This window comes from Sphingomonas sp., from assembly GCF_030145815.1.
Taxonomy (GTDB): domain Bacteria; phylum Pseudomonadota; class Alphaproteobacteria; order Sphingomonadales; family Sphingomonadaceae; genus Sphingomonas.
In genome coordinates this window covers 18219-37830 of sequence record NZ_JAIXHL010000023.1, presented here as the reverse complement: position 1 = coordinate 37830, position 19612 = coordinate 18219, and the positions used below count along the sequence as shown (strand labels likewise).

Here is a 19612-nt window from a genome sequence, read left to right as displayed (position 1 = left end):
ACGCTCATGGTCACCACCCTTCCCGCATTTCTCGCCACCATCCTCTATGCCGCCGTGGGCATCGTCGTCTTCGTCGTCGGTTTCGTGATCCTCGACGTGCTCACGCCGGGCAAGTTGTGGGACGAGATCGAGAAGAAGCAGAATGTCGCGGTCGCGATCTTTGCCGGCGCGGTCGCGATCGGGCTGGCGATTATCGTCGCCGCCGCCATTCATGGCTGAGGGCGATCCGTCACCCCAGTTGCGCAAGCCCACGGCGCCCGGCGCGGCGCTGCTCGCATCGGCTTTCGTGGTCGCGACCTGTGGCCTAGTCTACGAGCTGCTGGCGAGCACGCTGGCGAGCTATCTGCTCGGCGACAGCGTCACGCAATTTTCGACCGTCATCGGCAGCTATCTGTTTGCGATGGGGATCGGCAGCTGGTGCTCGCGCTATGTGAAGCGTGACGAACTGCGCCTGTTCGTGCGGGTCGAACTGCTGATCGCGATCCTCGGCGGCTTTTCCGCGGCGGCCTTGTTTCTGCTGTTCCCGCTGGTCGATCATTTCCGCGTTGCGCTGTACAGCATCGTGCTGGCGATCGGCTTTCTCGTCGGGCTCGAAATCCCGCTGCTGATCCGCATCCTGCGCGGCTATGATTTCCGGGAGGTCGTGTCGAACGTCCTGACCTTTGACTATGTCGGCGCGCTCGCGGCGTCTTTGCTGTTCCCGCTCGTGCTGATGCCGCATCTCGGCATGATCCGCACCGGCTTCCTGTTCGGATTTGCCAATGCCGCCGTCGCGCTGGCGCTGCTGCTGACGCTCCCGCGCGCGGCGCGGCTGGGGCTGGAAAAGGCGGTGGCAGTTGTGATCCTGATCGCGCTCGCCGCCGGGTTCGCGGGCGCGGAGCGGCTGCAGAAATGGGCCGAGGTTGCGAGCTATGCCGAGCCCGTCATCTACGCCGAATCGAGCCGGTTCCAGCGCATCGTCCTCACCCGCCGCGACGACGATCTGCGCCTCTATCTCAACGGCAATCTGCAATTCTCGTCGCGCGACGAATATCGCTATCACGAGGCGCTGGTGCATCCGGCGATGGGGCGGGTGGCCAGCCCGCGCAACGTGCTGATCCTGGGCGGCGGCGACGGGCTCGCGGCACGGGAGGTGCTGCGCTACCCCTCGGTCGAACGCGTGACCCTGGTCGATCTCGACCCGGCGATGACCAAGCTCTTCGCACGGAGCGGCTTTCTCACGCGGCTGAACGGCGGCGCGCTGACCGACAAGCGCCTGACCGTGGTCAATGCCGATGGCTTCCGCTGGGTGCGTGAGGCCACGGGGCGTTACGACGCGGTGATCGTCGACTTTCCCGACCCGGTCGATTTCTCGGTGGGCAAGCTCTACACCGAAACCTTCTACCGCAGCCTTGTCCGTCTGCTCGCCCCCGGCGCGATGGTCGCGGTGCAGAGCACATCGCCACTGGTCGCGCCACAAGCCTATTGGACGGTCGCCGCGACGATGGAGGCGGCGGGGCTGACCACGCGGCCCTACCATGCCTATGTGCCGAGTTTCGGTGAATGGGGCTTCATCCTCGCATCGGCGGGCACGATTCCTGCTGACGGCCGCTTTCCGCGCGGGCGGTTCCTGACCCCGGCGGTCGAGCGCCAGCTCTTCGCGTTTCCGCCCGACATGGCGCGGCGTCCGGCCGAGGTGAACCGGCTCGACAACCAAATCCTGGTGCGCGAGTTCGGCAAGGCTTGGGCACGCTATGAGAGCTGATCGCCGCACCCTGCTCGGTGCAGGCGCGGTGGCGGCCTGTGCAGCGGGTGGCGCGTTCGCCCTGACCCGCGCTGCGCCGCTGCCGCCGGGCGGCCTCGACGGCGCGGACATGGCGCGCGGCCACCGGTTGCGCGACGGCGGCTTTCCTTCGCCTGCGCGCGAGGAGCAGGTCGATCTGCTGATCGCGGGCGGCGGCGTTGCCGGGCTGGCCGCCGGATGGCGGCTGATGGATGCCGGCTTCGACCAGTTCATGCTCGTCGAGCTTGAGGATCAGGTCGGCGGCAACGCCCGCGCCGGTCGCAATGCGGTCTCCGCCTATCCGCTCGGCGCGCATTACCTGCCGGTCCCCAATCGTGAGGCGGGCGCGCTGCGCAGCATGTTGCGCGAGTTCGGCATGATCACCGGCGAGCGTGACGGCGTGCCGGTCTATGACCCCGCCCAACTCTGCGCCGACCTGCAGGAACGGATCTTCTGGCAGGGCCGCTGGCATGAAGGGCTGATCCCCCGCACCGGCCTGTCGCCGCAGGACGAAGCCGATGTGCGCGCGTTCGAGGATGCGATGGCGGCGTTCTCGCGCCAGATTGGCCGCGACGGCAAACCCGCCTTTGCGGTGCCGATGGCCTATAGCTCGACCGATCCCGATCTACGCGCGCTCGACACGCAGAGCTTCGCCGCGTGGCTCGACGCGCGCGGCTGGCGCTCGCCGGTGCTGCGCGGTCATGTCCGCTATGCGATGCGCGACGATTACGGGACCGAGCCAGGCGAAGTTTCCGCCTGGGCCGGCATCCATTATTTTGCGAGCCGCCGCGGTTGGGCCGCCGACGGCGCTGGTGGCAATGAACTGACCTGGCCCGAGGGCAATGCCCGGTTGACCCAGGCGATGGCACGGCGCTGTGGGAATCGCATCCGGCCCGGCATGATCGTCCACCGCGTCGCGCGGCGCGGGGAGGGGGTTGAGGCCGATTGTTTCGACGCGGCAGCGGGGGAGACGATCCGCTTTCACAGCCGCGCCGCGATCCTCGCCATGCCGCACTTCGTCGCGGCGCGCATCTGTCGCGATGTCGCGCCCGACCCTGACCTGAGCTACGCACCTTGGCTGGTCGCCAATGTCACGGTCGATCGGCTGCCCACGGGACGCGGAGTGCCGCTCGCCTGGGACAATGTTTCGGCGAGCAGCCAGTCGCTCGGCTATGTCGTGGCGACGCATCAGGGGCCGGCCGCAATTCCGGGCGCGACCGTCCTCACCTGGTATCTCCCGCTCTCGGACATGGCTCCGGCGGCGGCACGGCGGTTGCTGGTCGAGCGCCCGGCGGAGGATTGGAAGCGCATCGTGCGCGATGACCTGCTCGCCACCAACCCTGAGCTGGACGGCGCGATCCAGCGCATCGACCTGTGGCGCTGGGGACATGCGATGGCGCGACCGACGCCGGGCTTTCTGCGCCGTGCCGGGGGCAGCGACGCCGCGCCGATCTGGTCCGCGCATAGCGATCTCAGCGGCCTCTCGCTATTCGAAGAGGCGCATTATCACGGCGTGCGCGCGGCGGAGGCGGCGATGACGCACCTCGCGCACCGCCATGCGAGCCTGTTATGACTGGCATGCAACCCGGCGAGGGCTGGCACCTCATCGCGGACCTGACCGACGGCGCGCAGCTCGACGATGCCGACCGCATCGGAGGCATCCTGACCGACGCGGCGGCGGCCGCTGGGGCGACCCTGCTCGAACTGCGGCTGCACAAGTTCGGCGCAGGCTTTGGTGTCACGGGCGTCGCGCTGCTCGCCGAATCGCACATCTCGATCCACACCTGGCCCGAATATGGCACCGCCTGTGTCGACATCTTCATGTGCGGCCGCACCAACGACCTCGACGCCGCGCTCGCCGTGATCGTCGCCGGACTGACGGCACGGGTCGGGCATCAGGCGATCCATCGGCGCGTGTTCGGGGCGATGGCGGCTGCGGGCAGCAGGGACCGAGCTGGCGCGTAACGGCGCCGTGTTCGGTTCAGCGCGTCTTGAGGTTGATCAGTTGCCGCGTCGCGACCTCCACCGCGCGTTGATAGCCAAGATGCGACCCTTCACTCACTGCGCGCTCTAGAATTTTCCGCGCATTGCGACCGTCTCCGCGCAGCCGATAGACTTGGCCCGTCACCACCCGCAGCCAGATCCGGCGCAAAGTCATCCCATATTGGGCGGCCTTGGCGGCGGCTCGGGAAATGTCGCGCGAAGCTGCTTCGATGTCCCCGAACTTCAGATGGACCTGCCCTCGAGCGGCCAGCGCCTCGACGGTCACGCGATGCATTTCCAGCGACAAGCCATAGTCGATCGCTTCGCCGAGCGTTGCCAGCACCTCAGCGGCGTTGTTCGGGTCGGCAAAAAACTGATTATGCGCCTTGGCGATCCGCAGCCGGTAGAGGATGTCCGTATGCCGCCCGCCTGTGGCAGCGGCGATCCCGCGTTGTAGCGCCGCAGCAGCATCAATCTCGCGCCCCGGAATCTGCCGGAGCAAGGCGCCGCGATGATGCTCGAACATGGCGATCGCCCGTTGCTGACGCATTGCGCTAAACGCGGAAATCGCCTTTTCATAGAGGGACTCCGCCTCTTCCAGCATCCCGAACAGGTGACTGCAAAGACCGATATAGCCATCGCAAAGTGCCGCGATCAGCTGGCCTTCGTTGGTGTTTGTCCCGATGGCATCGGCGTCCCGGTCGAGATGCTGGCGAAGCATTTCAAGCTCCCTGCGGGCATCGGCGATCCGGCCACGCTCGATCCACAAAAAGGCGCGATTGATCGTCAGACGTGCCCGATTGGGGTGATACCGATCGCCCTCGATCTTCCGGTTGGCGTCGAACGCCAGCTCGAACGTCGTGGCGGCGGTGTAAAGGTCGCCCTGCGCCATTGCGAGCATGGCGCGTTCGTTGAGCAGCCAGACGATCTCGCCGTCGAAAAACGGGTGGACACGTTCGTCGGCCTTGTCGGATTGCGGCGCGGGTTCCTGGAAACCGAGCAGCGAGCGCAAACCGGTGACCCTGAGCGTATTGCCATCGGCGTGCGCAATCTTCTCCCGGAACCCCTTGATGGCGTCCGGCTCCCGGCGGCGCCATGGTTCTGGAATGCCGTCACCTGTGGACAGCAGAGCAATATTCCGATCAAGCTCCAGCTTTTGAAGCGCTCCGTCCCCTGCGTCATCCTCTACCGTCACGATCCCCGATACGTGATCGAGCGCATTCTTTAGTTGGTCAAACGGCGTCGAACCTTCCGCTTCCAATTTCTGCGCTTCGACGGTCAGATTGAGCAGCGTCCGGATCCGCTGCTTGTGTTCGCTGATTGCGCTGACCTCGCCAGGCGCGCGATTGCGATCTCCCAGATCAAGACCGAACAGGTTCACCGCGGAATAATAGCCGCGAATGACGCCTCCGGCCGCGCGGAGCCCCATAACGGGGAGGGGGCTGACGAAGCTGAGCCGCCGTCGCATGGTCCGGAGCGCCTCGAGATAGTGCAGCGAGAGGTCGTGCTTATAGTCCTCGGTCAGGTCCTTGCGGGCATCACGAAAGGCGGATCGCAAATTAAGGGTGCTGCCATCGTACATTTTGATGGAGAGATGGGTCTCCTTCCATGAATGCATCAGATAATCGATCAGGTCTTCGAGTTCGCCGGTAACCCGGGGTTCGGGCACCGAGGCATCGTCGGGCTGCACGGCGTACAGCGACAGACTGTAGCTGTCGGACAGGACGCCGGCATTGTTCGGCACGCCGAACCGGTCCTTGAGCACCTTCGCGGTCAATCGGTGTACGACGAGCCGATATCCGTGCTTGATCGCCCAATCGGCGAGGGCTTCGCATGATTGCCAATTCTTCGGCTTCGCATCCGTCCATTCGGGCGGGAGGCTAGCAAGAGAGGTCGGATCGATTGGGCCAAATGGCTCGACCAGGCTGACAAGGCCGAGCTGCATGGCGCGCGCCAGCGCATCGCGGATTGCTCCGGCCTCGTCCCGCGCGATTTCCTGTGCCGATCGATCTTCCGATGCATTCCGCTTGCGAAACATCTCGCGCAAGCGAGTCCGGATCGATGGCACTGACGGGAGAATATCGGCCTCGAAGGGGAGGCCGATGAACGCGCACACCTTCACAATCTCGATGGCCAGCTGGTCGTCGGCGTTGCAACCGGGAAGGCGCGCCCGGCCGGCTTCGAGGGTTGCGAGCCACTCACCGATCAAGCGATCTGCCTCGCGCGCGCCGTGCGCCATCTTGAGGCGAGTGTTGCGATCGGCTTCGTTGAAATGCGGTCGGTGCGCTTGGGCGGCGATCTCGTCCAGCTTCGCCCTTAATCCGAAGCCATTGCGTAAACCCTCCGCCTGGTCCGGCTTGATCAGCCAAAGCTTGGCCGGCCGTGTTTGCGGGCGTTGGCTTCCGGGCCGCAGTGCCTGCGGTTCCGGATGCAGCGCGTTAAGTCGACCGCTGAAAAAGTTCAGGCAGCGCAGCTCACCCGTGACCAGCAGGGAGATGTTTCGTTCGGGATCGAGCAACTGATCGAGCAGCCATTCGAACTCGACCGACATCGGCATGCCATCGGTTCCGAACAGGCGATCGACGCCGCCCAGAACGATGAGCGGAGGGGTTGTCTTCGGAACGGTTCGGTTCGCCAAAATCCGCTGGCGGCGCGATAGGGCATCGCCCGACTGGTCCGCCGATGGCGATCCCAGAAACTGGTCGATGATTGACACGATTGAGTCAATTTCCTGACCATAGCAGCAGTTGATGAACAGCCGCCGCGGCTCGTGTTCCGATACAGCGCCGCCGTCCGAGGCCGCGCCGAGTTGTTCTGTGACAAGCTGGGCGAGCAGCCTGCCTTTACCAATTCCGCGCGGACCAAGAATGATGGTTCGCTCGCAACTCGTACTTGGCGGAAGCAGGGCGCCCAAGCGATTGATAACGGTGAAATTGGGCGCATTGTCGCCGGCCAGATTCGGTGCTCGTTGGGCAATATAGCGCGACTGCTCGTTCTCGGATTTCAAAGCCTTCGGCAGCGCAAGCGTCGGAATCTGGCTGATATGGCGGGTAATGAGTTTGCTGTCGTGCGCTGCGGACGATTGGCGCGCGACGATCGCCGTTGCGCGCTCCCGATAATGTTCGACCGCTTCGTGACCGATCTGGCGCAATTCATGCCGGAGTGCAGCGGAAATCAGCTTTTGTGCCAGCATGTTCAGATAGTCGGCGATGAGCTTGTCGGCACCATTATATTCATGGCTCTGACGATTGACGGGGCCGAACTGGATTAGCCAAGATGCGATTTTACGATCATAATCCAGGTCATGTAAGAGGCGGAATCTGCGGCGAATTACTGAGTATATGTGTTCAATTCCCCGATGCGGATCCTGAGGATCACCGGAAAATGCGACTTTGCTGAAGTCCGTTTTGCTCGTCCTGAATTCATATGGCGGATCATCGATTTTCGTCCCGTCGGTCGCCTTCCGCTCCGCCAGGTCATATTTCCAGGCAATATAGTCCACCAGCATCAGGTGATCGCGCAATGTGTAGGCTGCACCACGCCGTGCATGCCCGGTATAGACGACGCGAACGCCCAATTTGGTCGCCAATTGCGTCTGGTCGAGCACAAGTTCGCGCTGCGGCTTGATCGCCTCGCGCAGCACGATTGACGGCGCGGCGCGCAGCAAATCGGGGTTGCTGACATTGGCGCGCAGCACGCGGTTCAGATCGGCCTCTGTCAGCCCGGATCCGACGAACAGGATCGGGTTACCGACGATCAGCGTGTCATAGGCATGATCGAATGCTGCCCGTGCCAAACCCTCTGATCGGTACAGCCGGTTATATTCGCTATCTGCCGCGATCATCGTTTCGGGGCGGTCGACGCGACCGTGCAGGTGGTAGATATGGACCGAGTTATCGACCCCGCCCAGTGCAAAGTCGAACAGCGGCGCCACGTGCAGCCCGTCGTTGACATCGCTACGGATCACCCGCCCGTCGCGATGCTGGCAGGTGACGGCGTGATCGTCGTCCGAAATTTCGATATTGTGCCGTTTGAGGCTTTCGGGGGTCAGCGGGGCTTCGTCGCGCGCGACCATATGCTGGTCCTCAAGGCCCAGATCATAATTGGTCGACAGATAGCGCCGGAGCCCAAGCCATTCGTCCAGTTCGCGAAGCGGATCGAGCAAAGGCCGCGATGGCAGCTTTGGGCTCGACACCCCAGCAGGGCCCGTATTGATTGCATCCGGGATGTCAGGAAACAGATCGAGCAAGGGGGCCGACAGTGGCCGGGATACCGATACCGGCGCGGGGCTGCTATTGATCGCCTCGGCAATCGTGCGGAACACCTCGTGCGGCGAACCCAGGCAATGCGCCAGAAATATGGCCAGCGAACTGCGGCGGTCGATCGGCAGCGCGCGGTCAGATCCCGAACTCGATCGATCTGCAAATCGGTTTGGCTCTTCAAGCAAAAGGTTCAGCAGCAGCTTCAGCTTTCCGCCGCCGCCGATTTCCGCAAGCTCGGCGAACAGCTTGGTATTATAGACGGATGCCAGATCGCGATTCTTCGCGAACTGGCTGATCAGTTGCTGTTGCTGATCGGTAACGCCCACCTCTTTCAGGCGCCTGGACAGTAGATTTTCCGCGATAGCATTGAAGGTGAAAAGGGACTTCAAATCCTCGCGATATTGATCCTTATCCGGCGTGGCGTTGGGGCCGTGTTGGATCTGTGCGTAAGCACGCCGGATCAGCTCGAGCGTGACAAGGGTGTCGCTGTCCCTGATCTCGGTTATCGTTGCCATCGCCCGCATGCGCCCGGCCTCGGCAAGCGACAGATTGCCCTTCTTCACGGCCGTGCCGATCGCAGCATCGAGCTTGGTACGCAGACTTTTGATGAACTCGCCCCAGGTCGGCTGGCCATAGACCAGCGAGAGCCCGGAACCGACAAATGCGACGAGCCGACCTGTGTTGACCGCCTCGTACAGGATTTCGCGACCGCTACGAACCAGCCGTTCGGGTGCCAGCAGCTCCTTGTCGCGAATCATGCACGAACTCCCCCCTCTGTATGGGAGAGTGTCCGGTGTCACTTTTGGGGCTGCAAGTAAAAATATGCGCCCGGCAGTATTCAGACCGTTCAATTTTCAGTCAGAATGTAGCTTCATTTTGATGGAGAAGGTGCTTCCGCATCGATTCTTGAAAACCCGGGGTCAATAGTCGTCGGCAATCGCGCCAATTCTTGCTCGCCTGACCGTGCCGCGTCGGTGGGCGTTTCGAACAGGTGCGCGTGCGCCCTCAACTGCTCCGGATCGGCGCAAACTGCTTGCTTCCCCAAGGGTTTTGCCTTCCAACTCCGCTGTCAGGGGCGCGGCAATGGTGGGCAACCACCCGGGGAACAGGGTAAGGAAAATGTCGGCCTTCAGGTGCTTACGATGACATGTGTCCGCCCGCGCGGTTGGCCCGGAGGGCCTATGTCCAGCGTTTGGGAACGTGCGGCCCATTGAGCGGCGATGGGTCAGAACGCACGCCGTGGCCAAGACAATGATTCAAACGATACGCCATTCAAAGGGTCAAATTCCGTGACACGCCCGTTATTCAACAAGTCGCTCGAAGATCTCACGGACATGGTCACCCGCAATTTTGGCAATGCGGCCGAGCTTGATCTGGTTCGCCGTGAACTTGCCCATCGCAACACCGACGGCGCGCGGCGCTTGCTCGGTGGCGTCGAGCAGCGGATCGCAACGCTCAGGGACGCGGAGCCGAAGCCGGCCAAGCCCAATTCCGCACCACCCGCCCCGCGCCATCCGCAGATGCGGCAATGGACCGACCAGGCAGTCGCCAAGCTGCGCGCCTGATTGATCGACCTGTCACGCAAATCGCCGCTGATTGCGTTCAAGCATACGTCGCGCAGTGCCAGCCAGTTAAGGTTCGTCGATGAGCGGCCCGATCTGCTGTTTGAACAGCTCAACACGGGCAGCGTAGGGTTCGAGCCGCTGCCTGGCGAGGAGCAGACTCCGGCGGACGAGCGAACGCCGACATTCGGACTCGCCTATGAACGCGCCCGTCTGACCGATGCGGAGTTTCTGGCGGCAACCGAACAGCTCGGCGATGCCGAGGGCGATGTGCGCGCCTGGCAGGATGCGGAACGGGGCCTGCGTGCCCGGGTTCGCCAGCAGCTGGGCTTGCCGAAGCTGGACTATGGCAAGGGGCTCGATGTCGTCGCGCTGGCACGCGCCCATGGCTTCGATCCCTCCTACGACCTGCGGATGAGCGACGAGGGCGATGTCGCCGCGCATCAGGAGGACGACCGGATCCGCGTGCTGCTGACGCGCAAGGAACTCGACCGGCGGCTGAAGTCGATCGATGACCGCGCGACCAGCCACTTGCGTGAAACCGGCCATCACACGCTCCATCTCGCCTTCGGCTTCGTCCAGTGGTTTGAGGACGACGCATCCGATGTTGCCTCACATGCGCCACTGCTGCTTCTGCCGGTAAAGCTGGCCAAGGACGAAGGCCGGGCAAAGCGGGACTATCGGCTCAGCCATTGGGAAGGCGGACTGGAGGTCAATGTCGCGCTGATCGAAAAGGCGCGTCAGCATTGGAATCTTGAGCTGCCCGCGTTGCGTGAGAACGAAACACCCGAATCCTATTTTATCCGGGTGAAGGCGGTGCTCGCACAGGGGCGGCGACTTACGCTGCGGCCCTTCGTCACGCTTTCGGTCCTGCCGCCCATGATCCTGTGGCGCGATCTCGATCCGGACAAATGGGACGATGGGGCATTTGCCGCCCACCGCCTCTTGCCCGGACTGCTTGGGGCAGCAGAGGTTGCCGGTGTCGACGGCGACGACACCGTCATCGACATCGACGATCCGGCGCACGCGGTGCGCGTGCCCGCGCTGATCACCGATGCCGATGCGTCGCAGCATAAGGCGATCATGGATATGGCCGCCGGTCGCGACATGGCGATTGAGGGGCCGCCGGGAACGGGCAAGTCCCAGACGATCACCAACATGATCGCCACCGCCCTTTCCCAGGGCAAGCGCGTGCTGTTCGTTGCAGAGAAACAGGCCGCGCTGCGCGTCGTGTCCGAACGCCTCAGGGCTGCGGGATTCGGTCCGCTGCTGCTTGAGTTGCACGGCGACAAGGCCAGCCGCGCCGAAGTCTATGCCGGTCTGCGCGAGCGCATCAATACTGTACCACGGCTCGACGTTCGAGCGCTGGAGGAAAAGCGGACCGAGCTTCGTCGGCATCGTGATGTGCTCCGCCGCTACCTCGCGCTCGTCCGCACATCGCTGGGAAAAACCGGCCTGACGGCACATGCCCTGGCCTGGCGAGACATCCGGCTGCGCACGCTGTTCGACCGCGATCAGATCCGGGCGGTTGAGGCGCACTGGCAATCCAACGGCGTCGCTGAGCTCGATCCGGCCACGCTGCAGGAGAATCGCGAGATCCTGGCGCAGTTCGGCAAGGCGCTTCTCGCGACGCAGACCGGCAATGGCGGTTCAGCTACGCGCTGGACCCTGGCCGGCAAGCTTAATCCGTTCGACCAAAGCAGCGCGCTTGCCGCCGCCACAACGGCAGGCGCGGCTGCGGCCGACGTTGCCGAGGTCGCCGCCCGGCTGGCAGAGCTGGGGGTCGTCGTGCCAGCGCCCGACGATGCAGCGATATCCGATGCGAGCGAGCAGTTATCCGCGCTCGCCTTGTTCACCTGTGCGGACGAACGGATTGTCGGGGCGGCGCTTCATCACCGTGAGGCGTGTCTGGAAATCCTTGCCGCGCAGGACGAGTGGCACAAGCAGCGCGCGGAAATTGCGAACGACCTCGATCGCCCGGAAATGGTGTCCGTGGCGACTGCGCAAGCGCTGGCCGACACGCTGCGCGTTGATCACTGCCCGCAGACACCAGACGACGCGCGAGCCGCGTTGGCGCGATATGAGCGGCTGGGCAGGTCGCTGGCTGGCGCCAGTCGTGATCTGGAGCGCCTCGCCGATAAGCTTTCGGCCGCGATGGGCACGGCGACCGGCAAAGCACAGATGGTCGCCCGCACCCTGGCTGAGCTCGGTCAGGCCAGCCCGGCGATCAGCGCGCTGCTGTCGAACAGCCTGATTGAGCCGGCTTCAGAGAGCGTAATCGCCGCTGGCACAGGCGAGGCTGCGGCACTGCTGGCGGAGCGCGAGGTTGTGGTCGCTGCGATGCAAGGTGATGCGCTGACCACTGAGCCGGCCGAACTCGACGCGCTGGCCGACACCATCGAATCCACGGGGGCGTTGGCGCGGCTGTTCAGCGGGAGCTATAAAGCCGCGTGGCGGCGCGCCGGTCGGCTGTGCAGGGATACGTCGGATCGTGCACGGGTGGCAGACGATTTGCGGCGAGCGGCCAGCCACCTTCGGGCGCGACGGCAGTTCAACGCGGAATGCAAGGCACGAGCCCTGTTCCCTGCGTTGCTGTGGAACGGACTTGATAGCGATTTCCGCTCGCTCTCTGCTGCGCGCGCGCTTGTCATGGAAGCGGCGGCCCAGCTTGCAACGCTGGACGAGACGGGCGCGCTGCGCAGCTGGTTGGCGGCGGATGAGACGGAGCGAAAGACGCTCTCCGCCGGCTGCGATCGGCTCGCCGGCTTGCTTGCCGAACTGGCCGACGCTGGCTTCGCCGATACGGCGCTCTGCGATCTGGGCGATCGCTGTTCCGACGCGGCAACGCACATGCGGACTATTGCCGACGCGAGCAGCGCGATGGGCGTGGGAGATACGGTCCAGTATCGCCGCAAGGCGGGCGGGATGATTGCCGACGCTGTGCTGAACCTTCATGAAGCGAAACAGCGCTTCGATGCGCTCCGCGAACAGCCCATGTTCCGCTGGGTGGGAGATGTGGCATGCCCGCTCGATACTCTGCGAACGAGCTTGACCGAGCTTGACACGCTGTATGCGGTCGGCGGCCCTGTGGACATTGCAGCGCTGGTCAACGGGACCGCCACGCCCGTCGCGCTGCTTACCGCAGTATGTGCGTGCGCGACCGACCTGCACCGGGCGGTCGCGCGCTGGGATGCGGCATCGGACCAGCTATGGGACGAAGCCGAGCTCGATACGGCCGATCTGTGCGATACGCTGGATTGGCCTGCTGCCTCGGCGGTGCTGCACGCGCTGGGCACCGACCGTGACGGCATCAGCCTGGCCGCAGACCTCCTCAAATATCGGGCGGCTGTCACCGCGCGCAACCTGGCGCCGTTTGCGGACGCGGCCGCAGTTAAAGACGTGCCGGCGCAACAGATCGACGACCTCTATGAACTGACTGCGATTTCCGCGCTCTTGCGTGCATATCTCGGGGGTGATGGGCAAGAGCTGGGGCGCCTCGGCAGTCTCTCGCTTGATGCCGCGCGACAGGCGTTCAAAAAGGTCGATAAGGAGCTTCATAAGCTCGAGGCTGCGGCAATCATTGCCCGCCGCCTTGCCGACCAGCCGCCAACCGGTGTGGGCTATGGCAGAAAGGCCGATTTCACCGAGCTACGCCTGCTGGAGAATGAGATTGGGCTCAGCCGTCCGAGAACACCGCTGAGAGACGTGGTGCATCGTGCCGGTCAGGCGCTCCAGGTGCTGAAGCCCGTATGGATGATGTCACCCACATCCATCGCCCAGTTCATTCGCCCCGGGTCGCTCAACTTTGACCTGTTGATCATTGATGAAGCGTCGCAGATGCGTCCGGAATTTTCGGTGAGCTGCATCATGCGCGCCGATCAGTTCGTCGTCGTGGGCGACGCCAACCAGCTACCGCCCAGCGACCATTTCCAGGTCGCAGGAGCCGATGATGGCGATGGCGACGGCGATGGGGTGGGCGTCGATGAGGGGACCGAATCCATCCTCGATCTGGCGAACCAGCGATTCCGGACCAAGCCGCGGCTCAAGTGGCATTATCGCTCCCAGCATGAGAGCCTCATCCAGTTTTCAAATCGCGAATTCTATCATCGCGATCTGGTCGTGTTTCCCAGCCCGATGGCAAATGATGACGCTCTGCTGGGCGTGAAATGCCTCTATGCCCCGGTATTCTATCCCGACACCGCCTATGAATCGTCGATCAACCAGCGTGAGGCGGAGCTGGTGATCGAGCAGGCATTCGGGCTGATGCAGACCCATCCCGAGCGGTCGATCGGGATCGTCGCGATGAATGCCAAACAGACCGAGCTGCTTCAGAACGAGTTCGACCGGCTGATCGTGGAAGAGGAGCGGGTTCGCAAATATGTCGAGGCCTTTGCCGGGACGATCGACGAGTTCTTCATCAAGAACCTCGAGAACGTCCAGGGTGACGAGCGCGACATCATCCTGATCTCGACTGTGTATGGCCCCGACAAAAACGGTGCCGTGCGGCAAAATTTCGGCCTGATGAACCGCGAAGTTGGCTGGCGACGGCTCAACGTGCTGGTGACCCGCGCCAAAATGTCCTGCCGCCTGATCACGTCGCTGCGTCCCGATGACGTCAAAGTGACCGAGAAATCGTCCAAGGGCGTCATCGCGTTCAAAAGCTATCTGACCTATGCCCATGGCGGCGCCCAGTATGAAGATGCGTCGGGCGGCGAGACGGATAGCGATTTCGAGATGTTCGTCGCCGATGCGTTGCGCGCGGCTGGCTATGACGTCGTATATCAGGTCGGCGTCGAGAAGTTCCGTATCGACCTGGGTGTGCGGCACGCCGCGTGTCCGGTCGGCTTCATCGCTGGTATCGAATGCGACGGCGCCCCCTATCATTCGGGCCTCAGCGTTCGCGACCGCGACCATATTCGCCAGACGATCCTCGAAAATCTGGGCTGGAACATCTATCGCGTGTGGTCGACCGACTGGTTCGCCGACCCCGCGCGCGAAACGGCGAAACTGCTGGCATGGCTTGACCAGCTCCGCGACCGAATGACGCGCGAGCTCGGTTCGCAGGGGCAGCCGGAACAGACAGTCAAGCCAAGACAGCGCGGCGCAACTGCACCAGTCTCGCCCATTGAGGACCAATCCGCAGTCGACGGCCCAGCGCGCGATCCCGCCCCCAACGTGGCGGCTGACAGCGGTTCGACCGGTCCGCGCGAACCGAGGGGGCCGGCGCTCCGACCGATCGGAGATCTTCAGCCCCATGAAGCGATCCGGGGCAAGCTGTACGAGATTTGGCGCGGCGAAACATATCTGGGTGAGGTGGAAGTGGTGCGCCGCGCGACCGAAGCGCCGCGGCTATATGGCGACCGTGCCGTCGCGGCTCAATCCGAGTATGAGGGGCGTGTCGAAGCGACGGGCGACGCCTTTCGGTCCTTTGACTTGTACGCAGCCATGCGCGAGGTGGCCGCACGCGCGGATCGCGAGCCCTAAACGAGTTGCGGCCTGCTTGTACCTCGGACATGGACCGCTTGCTTGCCGTTTCCGCTCCTCCCCTGCGCAGCCCTGTTGCCAGTGCCGGAGCCAGAAAGCAGGGCGCGGTATTACGAACCATCGCATCGGCGTCGACGGGCGTGGAAAATAGTCGGCGTCGCGCCCGGGCCGGCGTTTCTGAGTGATTTGAGCTCAGGTCCGACGACATCTGCTCCGCAAGCACCCCAGATAAGTCGTTGACCATCGCGCACTTCCCGGCGATGAAGTCACCCATGCTGCTTTCGATAGCCCGCAATGAACGTCTGGCCTGCGTGTCCATGCACGCGGCATCGAACCTGCGCGCCGTCAATCCCTACCCGCACGCCTGCGCTGCGCCATAGTCGGACCCACTTCCCATCACCCGACCATGACCGCAGCCCCGCCGAGCCTTCGACGGGGCTTTTTCATATCTGGATCATCCCATGCTTCTGACGATCACCACGACGCATCAGCCCGCGACCGATCTCGGCTTCTTGCTGATGAAGCACCCGGACAATGTGCATGAGGTCGAGCTGAGCTTCGGCAAGGCGACCCTGTTCTACCCCGAGGCGACCGAGGCGCGCTGCACCGCGGCGATCACGCTCGACGTGGACGCCGTCGAGCTGGTGCGCGGCAAGGGCAGCATCGAGGATCAATATGTCAACGATCGCCCCTATGCGGCGTCTTCGCTGCTGTCGGTCGCGCTGGGGCGGCTGCTCAACACCGCGATGGGCGGACGTTCGAAGCTGCGCCAGGAGCTGGCCGACCAGGCGATCCCGCTCGAGGCGATGATCACGCCATTGCCTGCGCGCGGTGGATTGGATCTGCTGGAGCGCATGTTCGCGCCGCTCGGCTATACGGTCGAGGTCGAGGCGATCCCGCTCGACCCCGCGCATCCCGACTGGGGCAACAGCCCCTATGTCACGCTGAAGCTGAGCGGGCAGGTGCGTCTGGCCGCGTTGCTGACGCATTTGTTCGTGCTGATCCCGGTGCTCGACAACAACAAGCATTACTATGTCGGTGAGGCCGAGGTCGAGAAGCTGCTGCGCAAGGGCGAGGGCTGGCTCGAGACGCATCCCGACCGTGAGCTGATCGTGCGGCGCTACCTGCGCGGCTTTGGCGGCCTGGTCCGCAAGGCGCGGCAGCAGCTCGACGAGCGCGTCGAGGCCGAGGAGCCGGAGGAACATGCCGCGCGGGATTCGGCCGAGGAGGCGATCGAGAAGCCGATCCGGCTCAATGACCAGCGCATGGAGCGCGTCGTCGCGCTGATCCGCGAGCTGGGTGCGGCGAGCGTCATCGACCTTGGTTGTGGCGAGGGGCGGTTGCTGCGCGAGCTGCTCAAGCTGCCGGGTCTCGCCAAGATCACCGGGGTCGAGGTCGCGCCGCGCGTGCTCGCCGGTGCCGGCGATCGCCTGAAGCTCGACCATATGCCCGACATGAAGCGCCAGCGGATCGAGCTGCTCCAGGGCTCGCTCGTCTATCGCGACGATCGGCTCAAGGGCTTCGACGTCGCCGCAGTGATCGAGGTGATCGAGCACATGGAGGCCGAGCGACTGCCGGCGTTCGAGGCAAATGTGTTCGGCCATGCCCGGCCCGGCGCGGTGATCGTGACAACGCCGAACCGCGAATATAACGCGCTGTTCGAGGGGATGAAGTCCGACGCGATGCGTCACCCCGACCATCGCTTCGAATGGACCCGCGCCGAGTTCCGGCACTGGGCGGAGAGCGTGGGCCTCGCCCATCGCTATGCCGTGCGGTTCGACGGGATCGGCAGCGAAGACCCGACCCATGGCCACCCGACCCAGGTCGCCATTTTTACCCGCATGGACGAAGCGAAGGCCGCGGCATGAAGATCGAGATTCCCCAATTTGCCCTGGTATTGCTGGTTGGTGCCTCGGGCACCGGCAAGTCGAGCTTTGCGGCGAAGCACTTCCTGCCGACTGAAGTCATCTCATCGGACCGGATGCGCGGATGGGTCGCCGATGACGAGACCGATCAGGGTGCGACCGGCGATGCATTCGATGTGCTGCATTATGTCGTGGAGAAGCGGCTCAAAGGTCGTCGCTTCACCGTGGTGGACGCGACCAACGTCCAGCCGGAGTCGCGCAAGACGCTGATCGCGCTCGCGCGCAAATGGCACGCGCTGGCGGTCGCAATCGTGTTCGACCTGCCCGTCGAGATCGCCGTAGCGCGCAACAAGGACCGGCCCGATCGTCAGTTCGGCGACGGCCCGGTGCGTCGCCATGCCCAGGCGCTGAAGCGCGGCATCGGCGGCATGAACCGTGAGGGCATCCGCTACGTCCACCGACTGCGTTCGGTCGAGGAGGTCGATGCGGTTGAGATCACACGCACGCGGCTGTGGACCGACCGCCGCGAGGAGACCGGGCCGTTCGACATTATCGGCGACATCCATGGCTGCGCGACCGAACTTGAGACCTTGCTCGGCGAGCTCGGCTATGCGGTCGTCTGGGACGGCAAGCAGGTCAGCGTCACCCCGCCTGAGGGTCGTCGCGCGATCTTCGTCGGCGACCTCGTCGATCGGGGGCCACGCTCGCCCGACGCGCTGCGCATTGCCAAGCACACGGTCGATAGCGGGACCGGCATGGTCGTGCTCGGCAACCATGATGATAAGCTGAAACGCCATCTCGACGGTCGCAACGTCAAGGTCAGCCACGGCCTTGGCGAGACGATTGAGCAGTTCGCGGGCGAGCCGCCCGAGTTCGCCGCCGAGATGCGCCAATGGCTCGACGGCCTGATCAGCCATTATGTCCTCGACGGCGGCAAGCTCGTCGTCGCGCATGCGGGACTCAAGGAGGAAATGCAGGGCCGCGCATCGGGGGCGGTGCGCAGCTTCTGTATGTATGGCGAAACCACTGGTGAGATCGACGAGTTCGGCCTGCCGGTGCGCTGGGACTGGGCGGCGGATTACAAGGGCAAGGCGAAGGTGGTGTATGGCCACACGCCGGTGCTCGACGCCAACTGGGTCAACGGCACTATTTGCATCGATACGGGCTGCGTGTTCGGCGGCAAGCTGACCGCGCTGCGCTATCCCGAGCTGGAGCTGGTGTCGGTCCCGGCTGAGCGGACCTATTACGAGCCGATCCGGCCGCTCGAGGCTCCGGCGGCGGACACCGGGCTTGGCCAGCATCAACTCGACATCGGCGATGTGCTGGGCAAGCAGGTGATCGAGACGCGGCTCTATGGCTTCGTCACGGTGCGTGAGGACAATGCCGCTGCGGCGCTCGAGGTGATGAGCCGTTATGCGGTCGATCCGCGCTGGCTGATCCATCTCCCGCCCACCATGTCACCGGCCGAGACCAGCGCCATGGACGGCTGGCTCGAGCGGCCGGAGGAGGCGTTCGCTTATTACGGGTCGAAGGGCGTGAAGACGCTGGTCGCCGAAGAGAAGCATATGGGATCGCGCGCGCTGATCGTGCTCGCGCGCACCCAGGGCGTCGCCGAGAAGCGCTTCGGCGTGCATGATGGTTCGCGTGGCGTGATCGTCACCCGCACCGGGCGCCGCTTCTTCAACGACGCGGCGATCGAGGCGGCGGCGATGCACCGGCTCGATACCGCAATGGAGGCGTCGGGCCTGTGGGATGAGCTCGGCACCGATTGGGTGCTGTGGGACGCCGAGATCATGCCGTGGAGCATGAAGGCCGGGTCGCTGGTGCGCGGCCAATATGCGGCGGTGGGATCGGCGGCGATCACCGGGCTGGATGCGGCGTCACAGGCGCTCGCGGCGGCGCGGGCGCGTGGTGTGGCGGTCGATGCGCTGGCCGACGCGACGGCAACGCGCCTGGATGACGCAGTGCGCTACCGCGCGGCTTACAACCGCTATGTCGCGCCGTTCGCCGGGATCGATGATCTGCGCATCGCGCCGTTCCATCTGCTCGCCAGCGAAAGCGCGGTGCATGATACGCGCGACCATCTCTGGCACATGACGATGGCGCACCGCCTGGCCTCCGCTGATCCGGCTATGCTGGTTGCGACCGACTACCGCCGGATCGACCTCGACGACGCAGTGCAGGTTGCCGACGCCGTCGCCTGGTGGGAAGCGATGACGGCCGCGGGCGGCGAGGGCATGGTAGTCAAGCCGCTCGACTTCATCGCGCGCGGGCAGAAGGGTTTGCTCCAGCCGGCGATCAAATGCCGCGGCCGCGAATATCTGCGGATCATCTACGGCCCCGACTATGATCGGCCCGACAACCTGTCACGCCTCAAGAAGCGCGGTCTCGGCCACAAGCGCTCCATGGCGATGCGCGAGTTCGCGCTGGGGCTGGAGGCGCTTCACCGGTTCGTCGAGCACGCCCCGCTGACGCGCGTGCATCAGGCGGTATTCGGGGTGCTGGCGATGGAAACCGAGCCGGTCGATCCGCGGCTGTGAACGAAACCCCGGCGCGCCCGTCGCGCGCCGGGTGCTGGCGCGCGCGGTTCGAGCAGCCGCGCCCCGACCGCCCGGGGCGTGAGGCACAGAAGTGGCCAATGCTTTAGGAAAATGGTGCCAGAAGAGGACTCACGTCTACCCCATTTTCCTGTGT

The 19612-nt window shown here is 64.3% G+C and carries 9 protein-coding genes; 8 read left to right on the top strand and 1 reads right to left on the bottom strand.

Annotation, left to right across the window (positions count from 1 at the left end; translation table 11 throughout):
- Window positions 1-6: 6 nt before the first annotated feature.
- Genes KYX69_RS17990 through speD form a run of 4 tightly spaced genes read left to right on the top strand, consistent with a single transcriptional unit; the run spans window position 7 to window position 3727 of the window.
- Window positions 7-219 (top strand): DUF350 domain-containing protein, encoded by a 213-nt coding sequence (locus tag KYX69_RS17990; protein ID WP_300499750.1) that lies wholly within the window; start codon window positions 7-9, stop codon window positions 217-219.
- Complete coding sequence (locus KYX69_RS17985; RefSeq protein WP_300499747.1) at window positions 212-1744, top strand: polyamine aminopropyltransferase; 1533 nt, start codon at window positions 212-214, stop codon at window positions 1742-1744. The genes KYX69_RS17990 and KYX69_RS17985 overlap by 8 nt, the downstream gene beginning before the upstream one ends.
- The gene (locus tag KYX69_RS17980) at window positions 1734-3335 is read left to right on the top strand and encodes an FAD-dependent oxidoreductase (protein WP_300499745.1); all 1602 of its coding nucleotides are present in this window, start codon (window positions 1734-1736) and stop codon (window positions 3333-3335) included. Before KYX69_RS17985 ends, KYX69_RS17980 begins: the two co-directional genes overlap by 11 nt.
- A complete protein-coding gene (speD, locus tag KYX69_RS17975; protein ID WP_300499742.1) occupies window positions 3332-3727 on the top strand; it encodes an adenosylmethionine decarboxylase in 396 nt (131 codons plus the stop codon). The genes KYX69_RS17980 and speD overlap by 4 nt, the downstream gene beginning before the upstream one ends.
- Before the next feature lie 16 nt (window positions 3728-3743).
- Here the strand turns inward: speD and KYX69_RS17970 are convergent, their stop codons facing one another.
- Window positions 3744-8765, bottom strand: coding sequence for an SIR2 family protein (locus KYX69_RS17970; protein ID WP_300499740.1), 5022 nt, complete (start codon window positions 8763-8765; stop codon window positions 3744-3746).
- A 531-nt stretch (window positions 8766-9296) separates the two neighbouring features.
- Between KYX69_RS17970 and KYX69_RS17965 the strand changes: the two genes are divergently transcribed.
- The 4 genes from KYX69_RS17965 to KYX69_RS17950 all read left to right on the top strand — a co-directional run bounded on the left by KYX69_RS17965 (window position 9297) and on the right by KYX69_RS17950 (window position 19458).
- A complete protein-coding gene (locus tag KYX69_RS17965; protein ID WP_300499737.1) occupies window positions 9297-9572 on the top strand; it encodes a hypothetical protein in 276 nt (91 codons plus the stop codon).
- A complete protein-coding gene (locus KYX69_RS17960; RefSeq protein ID WP_300499734.1) occupies window positions 9573-15053 on the top strand; it encodes a DUF4011 domain-containing protein in 5481 nt (1826 codons plus the stop codon).
- A gap of 461 nt (window positions 15054-15514) precedes the next feature.
- A complete protein-coding gene (locus KYX69_RS17955) occupies window positions 15515-16921 on the top strand; it encodes a 3' terminal RNA ribose 2'-O-methyltransferase Hen1 (RefSeq protein WP_300499732.1) in 1407 nt (468 codons plus the stop codon).
- Window positions 16918-19458, top strand: a complete 2541-nt coding sequence (locus tag KYX69_RS17950; RefSeq protein ID WP_300499731.1) for a polynucleotide kinase-phosphatase — start codon at window positions 16918-16920, stop codon at window positions 19456-19458. Before KYX69_RS17955 ends, KYX69_RS17950 begins: the two co-directional genes overlap by 4 nt.
- Window positions 19459-19612 lie beyond the last annotated feature (154 nt).

Excerpts from the sequence above, each read along its gene's own strand:
- KYX69_RS17990 (WP_300499750.1), top strand. The coding sequence starts at position 7 with ATGGTCACCACCCTTCCCGCATTTCTCGCCACCATCCTCTATGCCGCC.
- KYX69_RS17985 (WP_300499747.1), top strand. The coding sequence starts at position 212 with ATGGCTGAGGGCGATCCGTCACCCCAGTTGCGCAAGCCCACGGCGCCC.
- KYX69_RS17980 (WP_300499745.1), top strand. The coding sequence starts at position 1,734 with ATGAGAGCTGATCGCCGCACCCTGCTCGGTGCAGGCGCGGTGGCGGCC.
- speD (WP_300499742.1), top strand. The coding sequence starts at position 3,332 with ATGACTGGCATGCAACCCGGCGAGGGCTGGCACCTCATCGCGGACCTG.
- KYX69_RS17970 (WP_300499740.1), bottom strand. The coding sequence starts at position 8,765 with ATGATTCGCGACAAGGAGCTGCTGGCACCCGAACGGCTGGTTCGTAGC.
- KYX69_RS17955 (WP_300499732.1), top strand. The coding sequence starts at position 15,515 with ATGCTTCTGACGATCACCACGACGCATCAGCCCGCGACCGATCTCGGC.
- KYX69_RS17950 (WP_300499731.1), top strand. The coding sequence starts at position 16,918 with ATGAAGATCGAGATTCCCCAATTTGCCCTGGTATTGCTGGTTGGTGCC.